General features: G+C 69.4%; 17 protein-coding genes. 4 read left to right on the top strand and 13 right to left on the bottom strand.

The annotated features are described in order from the left end of the window. Positions 1–192 precede the first annotated feature (192 nt). From KVT44_RS49445 to KVT44_RS49430, 4 genes are all read right to left on the bottom strand, one after another. Positions 193–1059: a fumarylacetoacetate hydrolase family protein gene (locus KVT44_RS49445; RefSeq protein WP_217575026.1), complete on the bottom strand. Its 867-nt coding sequence runs from the start codon at positions 1057–1059 to the stop codon at positions 193–195. A gap of 107 nt (positions 1060–1166) precedes the next feature. Continuing rightward, entirely contained in the window at positions 1167–2108 is a 942-nt protein-coding gene (locus tag KVT44_RS49440; RefSeq protein ID WP_217575025.1) for a VOC family protein, read from the bottom strand. A 235-nt stretch (positions 2109–2343) separates the two neighbouring features. Then, a complete protein-coding gene (locus tag KVT44_RS49435) occupies positions 2344–3387 on the bottom strand; it encodes an amidohydrolase family protein (protein ID WP_217575024.1) in 1044 nt (347 codons plus the stop codon). Between the two features lie 16 nt (positions 3388–3403). Then, a complete protein-coding gene (locus tag KVT44_RS49430) occupies positions 3404–4840 on the bottom strand; it encodes an aldehyde dehydrogenase family protein (protein ID WP_217575023.1) in 1437 nt (478 codons plus the stop codon). 101 nt (positions 4841–4941) lie between these two features. Between KVT44_RS49430 and KVT44_RS49425 the strand changes: the two genes are divergently transcribed. Then, positions 4942–7677, top strand: coding sequence for an AAA family ATPase (locus tag KVT44_RS49425; protein WP_217575022.1), 2736 nt, complete (start codon positions 4942–4944; stop codon positions 7675–7677). Positions 7678–7822: 145 nt separating this feature from the next. Next, positions 7823–8938 (top strand): NAD(P)-dependent alcohol dehydrogenase, encoded by a 1116-nt coding sequence (locus tag KVT44_RS49420; RefSeq protein WP_217575021.1) that lies wholly within the window; start codon positions 7823–7825, stop codon positions 8936–8938. Between the two features lie 34 nt (positions 8939–8972). On the opposite strand, the gene KVT44_RS49415 is transcribed toward KVT44_RS49420, so the two are convergent. The 4 genes from KVT44_RS49415 to KVT44_RS49400 all read right to left on the bottom strand — a co-directional run bounded on the left by KVT44_RS49415 (position 8973) and on the right by KVT44_RS49400 (position 11875). Beyond that, on the bottom strand, positions 8973–9836 hold the full coding sequence (locus KVT44_RS49415) for a GntR family transcriptional regulator (protein ID WP_217575019.1): 864 nt from the start codon (positions 9834–9836) through the stop codon (positions 8973–8975). Between the two features lie 66 nt (positions 9837–9902). Next, a complete protein-coding gene (locus KVT44_RS49410; protein WP_217575017.1) occupies positions 9903–10334 on the bottom strand; it encodes a nuclear transport factor 2 family protein in 432 nt (143 codons plus the stop codon). Beyond that, positions 10331–10795, bottom strand: a complete 465-nt coding sequence (locus tag KVT44_RS49405) for a DoxX family protein (protein WP_217575015.1) — start codon at positions 10793–10795, stop codon at positions 10331–10333. The genes KVT44_RS49410 and KVT44_RS49405 overlap by 4 nt, the downstream gene beginning before the upstream one ends. Before the next feature lie 18 nt (positions 10796–10813). Then, positions 10814–11875, bottom strand: coding sequence for a tartrate dehydrogenase (locus KVT44_RS49400; protein ID WP_217575013.1), 1062 nt, complete (start codon positions 11873–11875; stop codon positions 10814–10816). Between the two features lie 167 nt (positions 11876–12042). On the opposite strand from KVT44_RS49400, the gene KVT44_RS49395 reads away from it, so the two are divergent. After that, positions 12043–12567 (top strand): zinc-binding dehydrogenase, encoded by a 525-nt coding sequence (locus KVT44_RS49395; protein ID WP_217575011.1) that lies wholly within the window; start codon positions 12043–12045, stop codon positions 12565–12567. Positions 12568–12684: 117 nt separating this feature from the next. Here the strand turns inward: KVT44_RS49395 and KVT44_RS49390 are convergent, their stop codons facing one another. From KVT44_RS49390 to KVT44_RS49380, 3 genes are all read right to left on the bottom strand, one after another. Beyond that, a complete protein-coding gene (locus tag KVT44_RS49390; protein ID WP_217575009.1) occupies positions 12685–12912 on the bottom strand; it encodes a transposase family protein in 228 nt (75 codons plus the stop codon). Between the two features lie 133 nt (positions 12913–13045). Beyond that, positions 13046–13675 (bottom strand): NAD(P)-dependent oxidoreductase, encoded by a 630-nt coding sequence (locus KVT44_RS49385; RefSeq protein ID WP_217575007.1) that lies wholly within the window; start codon positions 13673–13675, stop codon positions 13046–13048. A gap of 168 nt (positions 13676–13843) precedes the next feature. Further along, complete coding sequence (locus KVT44_RS49380) at positions 13844–15097, bottom strand: NADH:flavin oxidoreductase/NADH oxidase family protein (protein WP_217575005.1); 1254 nt, start codon at positions 15095–15097, stop codon at positions 13844–13846. A gap of 81 nt (positions 15098–15178) precedes the next feature. On the opposite strand from KVT44_RS49380, the gene KVT44_RS49375 reads away from it, so the two are divergent. Further along, on the top strand, positions 15179–15781 hold the full coding sequence (locus KVT44_RS49375; protein ID WP_217575003.1) for a TetR/AcrR family transcriptional regulator: 603 nt from the start codon (positions 15179–15181) through the stop codon (positions 15779–15781). Between the two features lie 234 nt (positions 15782–16015). On the opposite strand, the gene KVT44_RS49370 is transcribed toward KVT44_RS49375, so the two are convergent. Both KVT44_RS49370 and KVT44_RS49365 read right to left on the bottom strand, forming a co-directional pair. After that, on the bottom strand, positions 16016–16729 hold the full coding sequence (locus KVT44_RS49370) for an SDR family NAD(P)-dependent oxidoreductase (protein ID WP_217575001.1): 714 nt from the start codon (positions 16727–16729) through the stop codon (positions 16016–16018). Positions 16730–16765: 36 nt separating this feature from the next. Then, the coding region (locus tag KVT44_RS49365) for an aldehyde dehydrogenase family protein (RefSeq protein ID WP_217574999.1) at positions 16766–17360 on the bottom strand (595 nt) is incomplete at its 5' end.

Raw genomic sequence — 17360 nt, 5'->3', positions numbered from 1 at the left:
GAGCCCGCCTGCTCAGGTGGTTCTGTCGACAGGCCGCGCCTGTGCCGGACGAGCGGATCCGTCTGAGTGGAACTGATGGTCCGAGGCAGCGCAGGGCCCCCTCCGCAGCGAGCGAGCGGACCGCTCCACAGCCACCACCTGGGCCGGCCACCCGGTCCGGCAGCCGATTCGGTGGACTCCGAGAGGAGGCGCTCATACCTCCAGACGCGGGTAGTCCGGCCCGGCGACGAGCCGGTTGCGAAGCTCACCGATCCCCTCGATCGAGCTGACGAGCGTGGTGCCCGGAGCCAGGAACAGCTTGGGGGTCCGGGCGTTGCCCACCCCCGCAGGGGTGCCAGTGAAGATCAGGTCGCCGGGCAGCAGGGGACACACCGCGGAGATACGGGCGATCAGTTCGGACACCGAGAAGATCATGTCCCCTGTACGGCCCTTCTGCAGGACTTCGTTCTCCACCGAGCAGGTCAGTTCCAGGTCGTCAGGGTTGGCCAGCTCATCCGTGGTCACGATCGCGGGGCCGATGGGACCGAACCCGGGGAAGGACTTGCCGAGGGAGAACTGGGGTGCCGGGCCCGCGAGTTGAATCGTGCGCTCGGACAGGTCCTGGCCGACCATGAGCCCGGCGACGTGGGACCAGGCGTCGTTCTGCGAGACTCGCTCAGCCCGACGCCCGATGACGGCCACCAACTCGGTCTCCCAGTCCACGCCCGTGCTGGGCAGTGCCACCGTGTCGTACGGGCCAGTGAGGCAGGTGGCGAACTTCGTGAACACCGCAGGCCCGGAAGGCACGGTGGTGAGGCCGACCTCGGCCGCGTGCGAGCCGTAGTTCATGCCGACCGCGAAGATCTGTGCCGGGCGGAGCACCGGAGCCCCCAGGTCGTCAGCCGTGTACGGCTCGGCGTCGCCCGTTCCCTGGGCGCCGGCCCACTCGATCAGCTCGTCCCAGCGGTCGAACGCCAGATCCGGGTCGGACGGGAACCGCCCGTCGCTGACCCGCGCGACATCGATCGCCCGGTCCCCGGTCAGGACGGCCAGTCGGCCACGCACTCGTCCGACACGCATGTTCAGAACCCCTTCAGATGGTGACGGTGCCAGGCCGGCACCGGAACGTACTGGTGGCGGGGTGCGGCACTGTGGTGCTTCCGCGTGCCACACCCCGCCTGCGATGGTCAGCCCGGACTGTGCGAGCCGGTCATGAGCGCGGCCAGGTCCTCGGGCTGGATGAACGACGGAGGCGGCGGCGGGCCCCAGTTGTACAGACCCCGGGAGCCCTCGACCACCGCCGGGTCCCACAACGCGTCCTCGACGATGCAGTCCAGGTCGCTGTAGTACTCGGAGAAGTTGCCGGCCGGGTCCTTGAGGTACCAGAAGAAGTTCGAGCCGATGTGGTGCCGGCCCAGGCCCCACACATGCCGCTCCGGATGCTGCTCCAGCATCGCCGTGGCACCGCGGCCCACCTCGTCGACGTCGTCGACCTCCCAGGCGGTGTGATGCAGGAAATTCAGCGGTGACTGCTGGACCAGCACATTGTGGTGGTCGGTCGAGCAGCGCATGAAGCTCGCCAGTCCCGGCACCCGATCGCTGATCTTGAAGCCCAGGCCCTCGGTGAAGAATCGCTGGGTGGCCTCCTGGTCCACGGAGCCGATCACCAGATGCCCCAGCTTGCGGGGCTGGATCCGGTTCTCCCGTTCCACTCCCGGGGCGCGGCCGTTCGCCCGGTCCGGCCTGCCCGGCCCATTGGTGGGAACCTGCGGGGCGGGCTCCTGGGCGATCTCCGGCGCGATCTCGACGACCACTTCCAGCTCGGAGTTCGGATCCTGCGCGCGGAGCGAGGCGCCGTCCCGCACCACCGGAACGTCCAGCCGGGCCAGGCTCGACGCGACCCGGCCGAGGTCGTCGGGGTCGTGCGCGCCGACGGAGATCTGCAGCAAGCGCCGGCGCGGGGCCCGCACGAGCCGCAGCTGCTCCCCGCCCTCTCGCGTCGAGAACCGGACTTCGCCGTCGGGCGACGAAGTCGAACTCGGCGTCAGGCCGAACTCGGTGTAGTAGGCCGCCGTTTCCTCCAGGTTCGGCACGCCAACGGTGATCGAGGTCAATCGATGCAGGGTCACGAAACTCTCCTTGGGCAACGCCGGAGGCGCGGGACCCCCGGTTCGCCGACGAGGTCTGCCGACGACCGGCGGGATGTGACGACGCACCCGCGCCCACCAGCACTGTGTTCGATCAGAGTGGCATGGTTTCATCGACGAATCAATGAATTATCGAAATTATTGCACTCTGTCGATGTGGGTGAATGGCTGGGTGCGTGGCCGTTTGCGCCACGCACCCAGCGCGTGCGGCAGTCGTTTACACCGACTTGATGCCGAACAATTTGGCCGAGTTGCCGTAGGCGATCTTCCGGCGGTCGTTCTCACTGATCGGCGCCGTCTCGATCCAACGGGCACCGTCCGGGGACATCTCGAACGGGTAGTCGACGGCGAAGAGGATGCGGTCGGCGCCCACGGTCAGAATCGAGTTGATCAGCGCCTGGTCGTTGAAGGCACCGCTGGTGGTGAACCAGAAGTTCTCCGACAGGTAGTCCTGCAGGCGCTTCTCGGGCCTGGCGCTGCCCGGGTTGTACTCGAAGGCCCGCTGGATGCGCCAGGAGAAGAAGCCGATCGTCTCGCCCATGTGGCCGAGAATCAGCTGTGCCTTGGGATGACGGTCGAAGACGCCCCCGTACGCGATCCGGAGCGCGTGGGTGGCGGTCTCCGACGCGAACCCCCAGGTGGCGCCCGCGAGTTCTTCGCGGCCCTGGTAGAGCTTCTGCCGCACGACGTCAACAGAGGGCCTCGGGTGCAGGTAAAGGGGCACATTGAGCTCGGCGAGGGCCTCCCAGAAGGCGTCGAAGCGATCCTCGTCAAGGTAGTGCGACGCCTCGTCGTCACCGATGTCGACGAATCCGCTCACCATGACGCCCCGCAGGTCCAGGTCCTGCACCGCGCGCCGGAGTTCGGCGATGGCCGCGTCGGTGTCCTGCAGGGGAACGGTGGCCAGGCCCTGGAACCGCCCGGCCCCTTCACGGACCTGCTCCGCGATGTAGTCGTTCACCCGCTGGGCCGCCTTCACCGATTCGGCGGCGTCCCGGATGCCCTCGCTGCCCGGCGTGGTGAGCGACAGGACCTGGACCTCGATGCCCGCCTCGTCCATCTCCTCGATGCGGGTCGATTGCACGTCGCGCATCCGGCGCATCACCGTCTCCGCGAACTCCAGGCTCACCGCACCGGCCCGGGCCATGAACGAGTAGTCCGTACTCGTGTTGGCCGGATCGGAGAGATGCTCCTCGATCGAGATCTTCGGCAGCGCCGGGGCGGCGATCGGACGTCCTACGGGCAGCTTGTCGACAGCCATGTTTGTGTATCTCCTCTCAGCCGGCCTGAGCCGGGGCGACCTGGACGTAGGTCTTGACTTCCTGGAATTCGGCGATGCCGCGGGTGCCCCGTAGCCGGCCCATGCCGCTCTGCTTGAAGCCGCCTTCCTCGAAGGCGTCGTTGAGCACCATCCAGCAGTTGGTCCACACGGTGCCGGCCTTGATTTCGCGGCCGACGCGGCGGGCGCGGTCGGTGTCGCGGGTGAAGACGGCGGCGGCCAGGCCGAACTCGGTGGCGTTGGCACGGCGGAGCGCGTCGGCCTCGTCGTCGAAGACCTCGAAGCAGAGCACGGGGGCGAAGACCTCCTGCTGGACGAGGGGCACGTCGAGGTCGTCGGTCTCCAGCATCGCGGGGCGGAAGAACGCGCCCGCCGCGAGGGGACCTTCGGTGACGGGGCCGCCGCGCACGATCACCTTTGCGTAGGCGCTGGCCTCCTCGACGAACGCGTCGACACGTTCCACGGCCGCCTTGTCGATCAGCGGGCCCATCTGGGTCGAGGGATCGTCACCGGGGCCGACCGCGACCTGGGAGAGCATCTGCCGCAGGCGCTCACGTATCTCGTCGGCGACACCGCGCTGCACCAGCACCCGGGAACCCGCCATGCAGAACTGGCCGGTGAACATGGTGATGGCGGCAACCAGCAGCGGCACGGTGGAGTCCAGGTCGGCGACGTCGAACACCACCATCGGACTCTTGCCGCCGAGTTCGAGGCCCATCCGCTTGAGCGTGGCCGCTCCGGTGGCGGCGATCTGGCGGCCGACCTTGGTGCTGCCGGTATAGCTGATCAAGTCGACATCGGGGGACTCGACGAGGAAGGGGGCGCCGGTGTTCCCGGACTCGGTGAAGATGTTGACGACACCCTTGGGCAGGGACGGGGTCTCGGCGACGATCTCCGCGATCAGCTTGTTGGTGAGGGCGGTCTGTCCCGGCAGCTTCACGGCCACGGTGCAGCCCGCGGCCAGCGCCGGGGCGAGCGAGCGGATGAGCAGCGCCAGCGGGGAGTTCCAGGGAACGATGATTCCCGCGACCCCGATGGGTTCCAGCAGGGTGTTGAAGTAGACGCCCGGTGCCGCTTCGGCGGCGGCTCCGACATCCGTGACGGCCTGGGCCGCGTTGTGCCGCAGGGTGGCGGAAAGGCTGCCCGCCTCCGCGCCCGCCTCGAAGGCGGTCTTGCCGTTCTCCTTGGTGAGCATCTGCGCGAGCTCTCCCGCGCGGGCTTCGAACCGGTCGGCCAGTTCCAGCAGTGCGCGGGCGCGCAGCGCGCGGTCACGGGGCCAGGAGGTGGTGTCGAAGGCGCGCCGCGCCGCCGCGACCGCGGCCTGGGCCTCGGCCGCTCCGCCGTCGGCGTACTGCCCGAGGGCTTCCCCGGTGGCTGGGTTGTAGGACGTACTCATGACGTCCGAGCCAGTCCAATCGCCGTCGATCAAGTGCATATCGGCTCTCCTTGCATCGGATGCGTACGACGCTAGGAAGTCGTCGGCTCCGCTCGCGTCGGTAGATTCCACATACCTCGGCACGGCGGTAGGCTGCTGCAATGTCGCTCATCGGGCGCTCTCCCGAGCTCTTACTGATCAACTCGGTACTGGCAGCCGTACAGACGGGTGAGAGCAGGGCACTCGTACTGAGAGGTGTGCCGGGCGTCGGCAAGACCGCCCTGCTGGGGTACGCCGCACAGACCGCGGCCGACATGCGGATCGCCCGGGCCACGGGAGTGGAGTCCGAGATGACCCTCGCCTACGCCGGGGTCCACCAGCTAGTCGCGCCGTACCTCGAGCAGCTCGGGAGCTTGCCCGATCCGCAACGGGACGCGCTGGAGGCGGTCCTGGGGCTGGGCGCGTCACGGTCGACCGGACGACTCCTGGTCGGTCTGGCCGTATTCACGCTGCTGTCCAACACCGCATCGGCGACCCCGCTGCTGTGCGTCGTCGACGACGCACAATGGCTCGACCGGGAGTCGGCGGAAGTCCTCGCTTTCGTCGCCCGCAGGGGGCAGGCCGACGCCATCGGACTGTTGTTCGCGGTCCGTGAGCCGACCGACCGCCCGCTGCCGTTCGACGGACTCGCCGAGCACGTGGTCAACGGGCTGGATCCGGACGCCGCCCGCGAACTTCTGGAGTCCGCGGCCGCCGGCACCACGGAGAAGCGGGTACAGGAGCGCCTCATCGCCGACACCGGGGGCAACCCGCTCGCCCTGCTGGAGCTTGCGGCGCACCTGGCCCCGGACCAGCTCACCGGCCGGGCGACACTGCCTGAGGCGTTGCCCATCGGGGAGCGGCTGGAACAGGCATTCCTCAAACGGGTCCGGACTCTGCCGTCCGGTACCCAGACGTTCTTGCTGCTCGCCGCCGCCGACCCCACCGGCGACCCCGGCCTCGTCCTGCGGGCGGCCGCGAGCCTGGGCATCGGCCCTGAGACCGCGGCTCCCGCGGAGGCGCTCGGCCTGGTGAGCCTCACGGACGGCCTGAGCTTCCGGCATCCACTGCTGCGCTCGGCGGTGTACGGCGCCGCCCGCTCGGAGCAACGCCGCCAGGCACGGTACGCCTTGGCGGAGGCGACCGATCCCGCAGCGGATCCGGACCGCCGGGCCTGGCATCGCGCCGCCGCCGTGACCGGTCCCGACAACGCGGTGGCCGACGAGTTGGAAGCCTCGGCGGACCGGGCACGCCGCCGCGGTGGCCTCTCCACGGCAAGCGCGTATCTGAACCGTGCGGCCCGTCTCACCTCCGACCCGCACCGCCGGGCTGCCCGCTACCTGGCCGCCGCCGAGGCCCAGATCACCGCTGGCGGCGTCGACGCGGGTGCCCAACTCCTCGAACAGGCCGAGGACCGGACCTGTGTGGACGGCCACAACCGGGCACAGGCCCTGCTGCTGCGCGGCGTCGTCGAGATGGCCCGCGGTGAGGCGGCGCGGGCTGCTCCGGTACTGGCGGAGTCGGCCCGGGTGTTCGAACCGCTGGATGTCCCGCGTGCGGCATGGGCACAGCTGCTGTCCTTCCAGGCCGTGATGTACACAGGCCGTTACGGGCCGCAGGGCGATCTGATGGCGGCGGCGCGCAGGGCCCGGTCGTCCGCACGGTCACCGAGGCCGACGGCCACGGAACTGTTCCTCGACGCATTCGCCACCGGCTTCATCGACGGCCCCGACGCGGCCGTCCCGGTGCTCCGCCGGGCCATCCACGCGCTGGGACCCGAAGAGGCCGGGCCCGTCATGGAGATGGCCACATACGCGGCTGTCCAGCTGTGGGAGGACGACACACTGGACGTGGTCTCAAGGCGCCATCTGCACATCACCCGGATGCTCGGCGGCCTGACGATGCTGCCGCTCGCGCTGAACGCCGTGGCGGTGTCCGAGATCGTGGGCGGCCGGATCGCGCTTGCGGAGGCCCTGCACGAAGAGCTGCACGACATCCGCCGGATCATCGACGACCCGGGAATCATCGGTGAGGTGGCGCCGGGCGAACCCATGGTCGCCGCGCTGCGGGGTGACGAGGAGCGTACCCGCTCGCTCGCAGGTGCCATCGCGCGGCACGCGGCGACGCACCGGCTCGGTCCGCTGGCCGATGTCGCCGCGCACGGGCTCGGCGTACTGGAACTCGGACTCGGCCACTATCCCGCAGCGATGGAGCACCTTCGGTTCGCCATGGACGGGCCCCCTTCCTTCGTCGCCACGAGCGCACTGCCCGATCTTGTCGAGTCCGCCATGCGCAGCGATGAGCGGGAGACGGCCGCCAAGGCGGCGGACCTGCTCTCGCTGACGACGCTGTCCAGCGGGACCCCGTACGCCCTCGGAATCGAGGCACGCTCCCGAGCCCTGTTCGCCACCGGTGCGGAGGCCGAACAGCTCCATCGAACCGCGATCGACCACCTGCGGAGGACCCGCGCCGCGGTGCATCTCGCCCGTGCCCACCACCTCTACGGCGAGTGGCTGCGCCGCGCCCGGCAGCGCCGTGAGGCGCGGGAACAGTTGCGTACGGCCCACGAGTTGTTTGTCTCCATGGGCGCTGCGGCCTTCGCCGAGCGGGCCCGCGCCGAACTCGAAGCGACGGGAGCGCACGCCCGTCGGCGGTCGTCCGACGTCGATCTGAACACCCTCACTCCGCAGGAGGCGCACATCGCCCGGCTGGCCGCCGAGGGCGCCCCCAACGCGGAGATCGCGGCCCAGCTGTACGTAAGCCGTCGTACCGTCGAATCGCACCTCACGAAGATCTACGCGAAGCTCGGCGTCCATTCGCGCACCCAGCTCGCCGGCATCGTCCTCCGGGGCGGCTGAGCAGCACAGCCGAGGTCCACGAGGACATGCACGATGTGGAATTCACCGATGCGACGAATTCCTCGCGGTTTCTAACGTCGGTCGAAACCGGCAGGGGCACCCCGCGGGGCGCCCCGGGCTCGGACCGACGAGAGGAAGGGCCGCCATGCGGATTCGCGCAGCCGTCGTCGAGGAGAAGGACAAGCCGTTCATTCTGGAAGAGCTCGAACTCGACGAGCCCCGTCCGGACGAGGTCCTGGTCAGGATCGTGGCGACCGGGGTCTGCCAGACCGACGCACATGTGCAGCACCAGAACCTGCCGACACCCCTGCCGGTGGTACCGGGACACGAGGGCGCGGGCGTTGTGGAAGCGGTGGGGAGTACGGTCACGTCGCTGGTCCCCGGCGACCACGTGGTCCTGTCGTACCAGTCCTGCGGCCGGTGCGGCACCTGTCTCAGCGGGCACCCCGCGTACTGCGACCTCGCGGGCGAGGTGAACTTCGCCGGACGGCGCGCGGACGGCACGACCGGTGTGCACCGCCCGGACGGGGTGCCGGGCGGCGGAGAGGTGGGCGGGCGCTTCTTCGGCCAGTCCTCCTTCGCGACCCACGCGCTGGTCACCGAACGCAACGCGGTCAAGGTCCCGGACGACGTGCCGCTGGAGCTGCTCGGCCCGCTCGGCTGCGGTCTGCAGACCGGAGCCGCGTCCATCCTGACCACCTTCGAGGTGGAGGCGGGCTCGTCCGTCGCGGTCTTCGGCTCCGGTGCCGTCGGCCTGTCCGCCGTCATGGCGGCCCGTGTCGCGGGCGCGGCCACGATCATCGCCGTCGACATCAACGCCGAGCGCCTCGAACTGGCCGCGGAACTCGGAGCCACCCATGTCGTCAACGGCCGGGAGGCCGACGTGTCCGAGGAGATCCGGCGGATCACCGGCCGCGGTGTGGACTACGTCCTGGAGAACACGGGCCACCCGGACATGCTCGGACACGCCACCGCCTCCCTGGCCCCGATGGGCACCGTCGGACTGCTCAACTCGCCTCCCGGCTCGAACGCGCCCATCGACGGCTCACGGCTGACCCTGGGCAGTACGGTACGGGGCATCATCCAGGGCGACGCCGTCCCCCACACCTTCATCCCCAAGCTCATCGCGATGTACCGGGAAGGCACGTTCCCGTTCGACCGGCTGATCCGCTTCTACGACTTCGAGGACATCAACGAGGCATTCGCCGACGCCCAGAAGGGTCTCGCGATCAAGCCGGTCCTGCGCGTCTCCCAGCCCTGACCGGGCTTGAAGCGAGCCACCGAGGAGGGGGCAATCAGCCCGAAGCGCCATGCGACTCGCTGAAGGCGTGGTGGACTTCGGCGGACTGCCGGTTCGATTCCGAAGCCGTGGGCGCGGAGCGGGGGCGGACACCACGGCCCCCGTTCTCGGGCGTGGTTCCGGTGGTTCCGCTGTCAGGGCTGGTTCGGGGTGGACGTAGGTTCTGACCCATTCGATCAGCGTCCCGTCGGCGCGGTGCAGAGTGAGGACGGTCATGGGCACAGGCGTATCCAGATCCAGGCCCAGATGACGGGAGACTTTGGGGGGGCGGATTCGTGGCGCGGATCCGCCTTCGGACGGTGGCGACGCCGAGGCCTTCCGATGTGACGATCGACATCATCGGCCTGGTCTGCAGCGCCTCCAGCTTGTGCAGTGTCCCGGTCTCAGGGCGCTGCACATTGTGCATGACGACGTGAGGCTGGTCCTTGTACACCCGCGGTCGAGCGCACTCCCACAGTTCGCTCCCCGGAGGCAACTCGAAGAAACGGGCGGCTTCGGCGGGTACGACCGCCATGCCTGCGCGGAGCAGCCGGTAGCCGTACTCGGTGTCCTGCTCCTCCGGGTGGAACAGGGGCAGCCCGCCCTCCGTGCCGTCCGGGGACGGCACATGGGACGCCTTGGTCCGGCGGCCCCGCCCGCGGTCCACCAGCCGCTCGTCGTGGAGGCGTTCCAGAGCACCACAGGAGGTGATGGCGCTGACACCGAATCGCTCGGCGAGTTCCCGCTCGCCCGGGAAGTCGTTGCGGCCGACCCAGAGCCCGTCCAGGATGTCGGCGCGTAGCTGCCGGTATATCTGCAGCTGCATGGGGACGTCCGGGCTCAGTACGTCGTTGTCGTCGGGTTCGTTGGAATCAGCCATCCCGTTGCCCCGCTTCCCCATTCAAGTTGGCGTGAATGCGAGGAGAAGCAGCGGTTCTCCACTCGTTCATGGGGTCTTGAATGTCCTCCGTGCCGTCGCGGCCTGGAGCAGCGGGGTGCTGTCCATGTACACGCGCACATCGGAGACCTCCGCCCCACGCCACCGGAAGATGGTGACGACGGGCAGGGGTGACAGCGCGCCGACGTCAAGGGAGTAGGTGACCGTCGCCTCTACGACCACTACCCCCGGCTCGGGTTCCCATAGAGCCTGGATGTCGTGTCGCATCGCGAGGACTCCCGCCGCACGCAGCCGCTCGAGTGCGGCACGAGCCTCATCGAGGCCCGAAGCCTCGCCTTGTCCGGTGACGATACGGACGTCTTCGCTGAGGCCCTCAGCGAAGACCTCCGCGTCGAGTACGTCCGATCCCTTCGTGTAGTGCCGAAGCACCCACTTCTTGCGCTCCACGTCCACGAGGTACTCCTTCGTCGGCTCAATCACGCGCTGAGTAGGCGGAACACCAGGTAGGCGGCGGCGAGCAGACTGAACAGGACAGCCGGTGCGAGCGCTTTGGACGGATCCTTCGCCCGGGAGTGCACGACCAGGGCGCCGGCCATGAGCAGGACCAGTCCCGCGGCCACCGCCACGCCCAGCGGCGTCAGCCAGAGCCCGGTGACCAGGCCCACGGCGACAAGTACCTCGAGCAGGCCGACGAGCCGGTGAAGACCGGGCGACACACCAAGGTGATCGGCTTGCTGCAGTGACTTGGCGCCGCCCTTGAGCTTCGACGAGACAGCTCCCGGGATGCCGGGCGGCGCCGGGTAGCGGCCCGGGATCTGGGCGAGGTCCGCGTTGTCGTTCCCCACGGCCCGTAGCCGCAGGGGTACTTCGCTGTAGTCGGACTCCGTTGCGGGGTGTCGGCGTACGACGACGTCCCGGTCGACGTCCGCCTTTGTCGGCATGCCTGACAACGTCTCTCCTCAGAGCAGTTCGATGAGCTTTTCGGTGAACTCCTTTGTGCTGGCAGTACCGCCGAGATCCGGGGTCCGTACCCTGGACTTGGCCAGGACGGCGGCAATGGCTCCGGTGATCTCGGCGGCGGCCTGAGGGTGGCCGAGGTGCTCGACCATCAGCGCGGCGGACCAGATGGCCCCGAGCGGGTTGGCGATGCCCTGGCCGGCGATGTCAGGGGCGGAGCCGTGCACTGGCTCGAACATCGAGGGGAACTCGCGCTCGGGGTTGAGGTTCGCCGACGGAGCGATACCGATGCTGCCCGCGACCGCGGCAGCCAGGTCGCTGAGGATGTCGCCGAAGAGGTTGGAGGCAACGACCACGTCGAACCGCTCGGGGTGGAGCACGAACTTCGCGGCCAGCGCGTCGATGTGCTCCTGGTCCCAGGTGACGCCGGGGTGGGCGGTGGCCCGCTCGGCCACCAGCTGGTCCCAGAACGGCATGGTGTGGATGATGCCATTGGACTTCGTTGCCGAGGTCACATATCCGCGCCGCCGCTCGGCGAGGCCGAAGGCGTAGTCGAGGATGCGGGTGACTCCGGCACGGGTGAAGACCGACTCTTGGACGGCCATCTCCGCAGGCAGGCCACGGTTCATCCGCCCGCCGAGCTCGCTGTACTCGCCCTCGGAGTTCTCCCGTACGACGACGAAGTCGACCTCGCCGGGTACGGCGCCGCGCAGCGGGCTCTCCACGCCCTCGAACACGCGAATCGGGCGGAGGTTGACGTACTGCCGGAACTTGCGGCGAATGGGAATGAGCAACCCCCACAGGGACACATGGTCCGGAACGCCGGGGTAGCCGACCGCGCCGAGCAGGATGGCATCGTGGTCGTGCAGCTGGTCCAGCCCGTCGTCCGGCATCATCGCGCCCTCGCGGAGGTGGCGTTCGCAGGACCAGTCGAACTCCTCGTAGTGGAAGCCGATGCCATGCCGATGGCCCACGGCGTCCAGGACCTGGCGGGCAGCCGGGATGACCTCAGTTCCGATGCCGTCACCCGGGATGAGCGCGATGCGGTGCTGTTGGGGAGTCATGGGCGGATCCACCAATCGAGTCGGGCTGCCGAACCGCATCCAGAGATTACCCTATTCATATATGTTTATAAAATGGCAGTGGTTGTGGCCTGCCCTTAGCCTGTGCGGCGTGGAGGGGCGACGTAGGCAGTCCGAGCGGAGCGCCAAATCGCGGAAACGCCTCATCGATGAGGCCGGGCGCGGTCGGCATGGCTGCGATCCTGGCCGCGCAGGTCGCCGGATGCACCACGGTCATCGCCGTCGACAGGGACGAGTCCCGCCTCGCGCCGGCGTCCGAACTCGGCGCGACCCACACCGTCCTGGCGGGGCAGGAACCGCTGCCTCCGCAGATCCACGCCGTCGTGCGGGGCGGGGTGAACTACGGAATCGAGGCGACTGGTGTGCCCGCGGTCGCCCATGCCGCTTCGAGTGACCTGCGGCACCGGGCTCGGCTCCGCATCCTTGCCCGATGCCCCTCCAACGGCGGCCCGCGCCGGTGCGTTTCGCCCCGGCGCGGAGTCTTGCGTACCGCCATTCCTGCATCCGCGGTCAGGACGCCCCGAGTGCGAGCCTCTCTACGACGCCGACGGGTTCGCCGGCCTCACCTGTTCCGCGGCAAGGTACGCACGCACGCCCGCGTCCATCAGACCAGGGCGACTCCAGTCCCGAGGGGCTTCGGCAAGAGCGTTCGAGCGCCGGCCTGCGCGGCCTGACCGATTCGGACCAGGCCCCCGGCGGATGGTCGCCTCGCCGGGGGCCTGGTGACACGCGCTCAGCGCATCGGGTCGGGCTCCCAGCGCGAGGAGTACGTCGTGAGCGGCATCGGCGGCTCACCCGCCGATCGCCAACAGTGAGGCCGCGCCAATCGGCACGGCGGTCGCGGCCAGCGCGAGGACGTGGATGAGGGCGAGGGAGTGCCGCACCTCGCGGGGATCACGCGGCTCGGGGACTTCGGCGAGGCGCTTCAGCGGGCCGGAGTCTTCCTCGCGTCCGGCCGACGACTGGTCCCGAAGCTGATCAGGAGCGGGCGGGGTCGGTGATGAAGTGGAGGCAGGCACGGTCTTCCAACGGGATCACGGGGGCGTCGAGAACTCCATGGGCCGGGCTGGTCCGTCGCGACGCCACCCCGGCATAGCGAGAAGCCCCCGGCTTCAGCTTCAGTCAGCCGGGGGAGGAGTCACGGGTTTCTCGTCAGTCGGTGAGGATGGCGGTGCGGCGTGACCACTCCGTACTGTTCACCTGCTGGAGCATGAACTCGGCCAGGTCTTCGCGGCTGATGCGGGTGCTCACCTTGCGGCGTGGGGTCTCCACCGCGGTGTACTTGCCGGTGCGAGGCCCGTTGGTGAGGATGGACGGGTAAACCAGTGTCCAGTCAAGGGAGCTGGAGCGCAGGACGGCGTCGGCTTCGGCTTTGTCGGCGAAGAGCTCCTTCATCAGTAGGTTGATGACAAGCTTCGGGACGATCCCGGTGTACCGGATGCTGTCACCCACGCCGAGGGCTGACAGCAGCACGACACGGTTCACGCCGGAGGTGCGCGCTGCGGGGAGCAGGGCGCGGATGACGCGGCCGGCGAGGTCTGACTTGAAGTCCTTGGCCGGCCCGAGGGCGGACAGCACGGCTTCGCTGCCGGTCATGGCGCGGATGAGGTCCTCGGTGCTGGTGGCGTCGCCGACTTCGACCTTCAGGCGCTCGTGCCGCCGCTCCGGTCGCAGGCGTGCCGGGTCGCGCACCAGGGCGGTGACGTGGTGCCCGGCGTCCAGCGCCTGGTCGAGGAGTGGCCGGCCGGAGGGGCCTGTGGCGCCCAGAATAGTGAGATGCATGGAGGTTTCCTATTGGTGGCCTATGGGCCCTGCGGGGCTGGGGCTGGGGCTGTCGCGTCTTCCGGGCGCCGCCACCGGCGTCCAGCCCCGTGGAGCCGGTGCATGGACTCTCGTGAAGCGAGGTGCCTCGGTGAAGTGACTTCGGTGGCGCGGGGCACGGTGGTCCGCTTAGGCGGCAGTGGGTGCCGACGTGGTGGTGCGCGTGGTCAACCAGGCGCGATAGCGGCGGAGCGTCTTGGCCCTGCGGCGCTGGTCCAGGACGAATGTCAGCAGCGGTGAGGGCTGGTTGGCGTCGAGGCCTGAGGCCAGTCGCCCCAGCTGATGGCGCACGAGGGCGTTGCTCGCTCCTGCGGCAAGGGCCTTGTCCTTCCAGGCGACCGGCTGCGCGGCGACGACGGGGTCCTCGCCGGTCTGCCAGCGGTGCGGCAGGTCGGGTCGCAGTGCCAATGCGGTGGCCATACCGACCACCGTCACACCGCTCGCCAGTACGCGTTCGGCGACCGCGCGGCGGGTGATGCCGCCGGTGAGCATGAGGGGCATGGGCGCAGAGCTGAGGAGTTCTTCGGCGAAGCTGAGGAAGTAGGCTTCCCTGGCCAGGGTGCGGGCATCGGCCGTGACTCCTTGCATGGCGGGACTTTCGAAGCTTCCGCCGGAGAGTTCGACCAGGTCGACTCGTAGTTCGCCCAGCATGGCCAGCACTTCTTTCGCGTCGGCGGTGTCGAAGCCCCCGCGCTGGAAGTCCGCCGAGTTGTGCTTGACCGCGACCGCGAAGCCGGGCGAGACGACCGCGCGGACAGCGTTGATCACCTCGGTCAGCAGCCGCGCGCGGTTCTCCAGGCTGCCGCCCCACCGGTCGGTGCGCCGGTTGGCGAGCGGGGACAGGAACTGGGACAGCAGGTAGCCGTGCGCCGCGTGGATCTCCGCTCCGTCGAATCCCGCCTCTTCGGCCCGGCGGGCGGTCTCGGCGAACCGCGCGATGGTGGCGGCGATGTCGTCCGCGGTCATCTCAACGGGCTTGGCGAACCGCTTGGAGTGCTTGCCGACATCCAGCGCGACGCCCGACGCGGACCAGGCCACGCCGGGCATGTCGGCCGTCACTTGGCGGCCGGGGTGGTTGAGCTGCATCCAGACCTGCGCACCGCCGGACTTGGCGGCGGCGGCCCAGCGCTGGAACGGTTCCAGTGGCGAGTGCGCGTCGAGCACAACCGCGCCGGGTCCGGTCAGGGCGCGGGCGTCGACCATCACGTTCCCGGTGATGACCAGGCCGGAGCCGCCTGTGCTCCAGCGGCGGTAGAGCTCGATGAGGCGCTTGCCCGGGAGTTGCCCCGCTTCGGCGAAGCCCTCCTCCATGGCGGCCTTGGCCACCCGGTTGGGCAGCGTTGATCCGTTGGCCAGCGGCAGCGGTTCGAACAGGGTGTTCATGCGGGTCCGTCCCGTGCGATCGGGGCGGCACCGCCACCCTCCGATGTGTACGCTGTGCACATTAGGGAAGGGAAGTGCGCAATGTCAACATTGGGCAGAGTCGACGGCTACCACCACGGCGACCTGCGCTCGGCGTGCCTCGACGCCGCGCTCGAACTGCTCGAAGAGGGCGGCGGCGACGAAGCCACGTTGTCGCTGCGGGCCGTCGCCCGCCGCGCCGGCGTGTCGTCCAACGCTCCCTATCGCCACTACCCGGACAAGGGGGCCCTGCTGGCCGCATTGGCCACCCGTGGCTTCCAGGAACTGAAAGCCCTCATGATCAGCGCCGAGGCCGCAGCGGCCCCCGGCGACGCATTCGAGGCGCTGGCGCAGGCTTACGTCCGCTACGCCATCGACCACCCGGGCCTGTTCCGGTTCATGTACGGCCATCCGTGCAGCACCCACCCCGACACCGCCGCCGCGGCCGCCGAGACCACCGCGGTGATCGCCGCCCGGTTGCCCGAAGTCGTTCCCGCGGAGCAGCGGGAGGCGTTCATGGTCGGCTGTTGGTCCCTCGTTCACGGTCTGGGATCGCTGCTCCTGGACGGCAAGCTCTCCCCGGGCGGGCCCGACCAGGTCACCGCACTCGTACATACGGTTGTCGCCACCATGCTCGGCCCGCACCGGGGAGCTGCCCGCGAGTGATGTGCCGCGCTGAACCGCAGCCGGGCGGGAGCGTGAAGGCTCACGACGGGCGTCGGCGTCCCGGTGGAGATCTCGAAGTCGAGACATCGCCGTGCCGGACCGAACCGGCGGCGTGACGGTCATCGCCGCACTCCCCATCCTCGGTACAGCGTCGGTCCCTGCGTTCCTTGCCCCGAGCCGATCGCCTGCCTGCCTCGAACAGGTCGACCGGCCCCGAATGCGAGCCGGTCCAGGTCAGCCCGCCATCGTGATGCCGCCCGAGACGCTCAGGATCTGCCCGGTGACGAACTCGGGCCCGGAGGCGAAGAAGAGCACTGCTTCGGCGACTTCGTCGCTGGTCGCCATCCTGCGCATCGGTGTGACGTCCACGATGGGGGCCACATCGAAACCGGACTCCGCGTGGAGCGGGGTGTCGGTCAGGCCGGGGCTGACACAGTTGACACTCATGGGGATCCCGGCCACTTCGAGGGCCAGCGACTTGGTGAACGCGATGACCCCACCCTTCGTCGCCGAGTACACGGCCTCCCCGGGCGACCCGACCCGGGCCGAGTCCGAGGCGACATTGACGATCCGGCCGCCTGCGGACATCTTCGGCAGGGCGATGTGACACATGTTGAACAGGCCGCGCAGATTGATCCCGATGAGCTTGTCCCAGAGAGCGGGATCGTTGTCCACGAACGGCTGCACGAAGTCCCAGCCGGCGTTATTCACCAGGACGTCGATCCGCGAAACGTCCGCGAGCGCCTCGGCGACCGAGCCGTAGTCCGAGATGTCGGCCTCCACTGCCCGGCCGTCCCGCAGTCCGCGGGCGCAGTCCTTCGCGCCGGACCCGTCGCGGTCGAGTACGACGACCCGGGCGCCGGCGGCGTCCAGTTGTCTGGCGGCCGCGAGGCCGATGCCTCTCGCCGCGCCTGTCACCACCGCGGTCTTTCCGTCGAGCTGTCCCATGGCTCTTCTTCCTGTCTTGTCTGTCCTGTGGTGCGGTCAGAGGTATATCGACTTGAGCTGCTGATAGGCGGCCAGTCCTTCGGGGCCGAGTTCGCGCCCGAGGCCGCTGGCCCGGACCCCGCCGAAGGGCGCCGCGGTGTCGGGCAGATAGCCGTTGACGCCGATGGTGCCGGTGTGGATACGCCGGGCGACCTGCGCACCGCGGTCGGGATCGGCCGTCCATACGGTGCCGCCGAGGCCGTAGTCGGAGTCGTTGGCGATGCGTACGGCCTCGTCGGTGTCGCCATAGGGGATCACCGACAGCACCGGCCCGAAGATCTCCTCCTGGGCGATGGTGTGGTTGTTGTCCACGTCGGCGAAGACCGTCGGCTCGACGAACCAGCCCCGGTCGAGACCTGCGGGCCGGCCACCGCCGGTCACCAGGCGGGCGCCCTCGCCACGGCCCTTGGCGATGTAGCCCTCCACCCGCTCCCGCTGCCGGGCGGTGGCGAGCGGCCCGATCTGGGAGGCCGGGTCGAGCGCGTTGCCGACCTTCAAGGAGCCGACGAATGCCGCGAACACCTCGACGACCTCGTCGTACCGGGTGCGGGGCGCGAGGATCCGGCTGCCGATGAAACAGGTCTGGCCGTTG

This window comes from Streptomyces sp. GbtcB7 (assembly GCF_019091445.1).
Classification (GTDB): Bacteria; Actinomycetota; Actinomycetes; order Streptomycetales; family Streptomycetaceae; genus Streptomyces; species Streptomyces mirabilis.
This window is presented reverse-complemented; position numbering and strand designations above follow the sequence as displayed.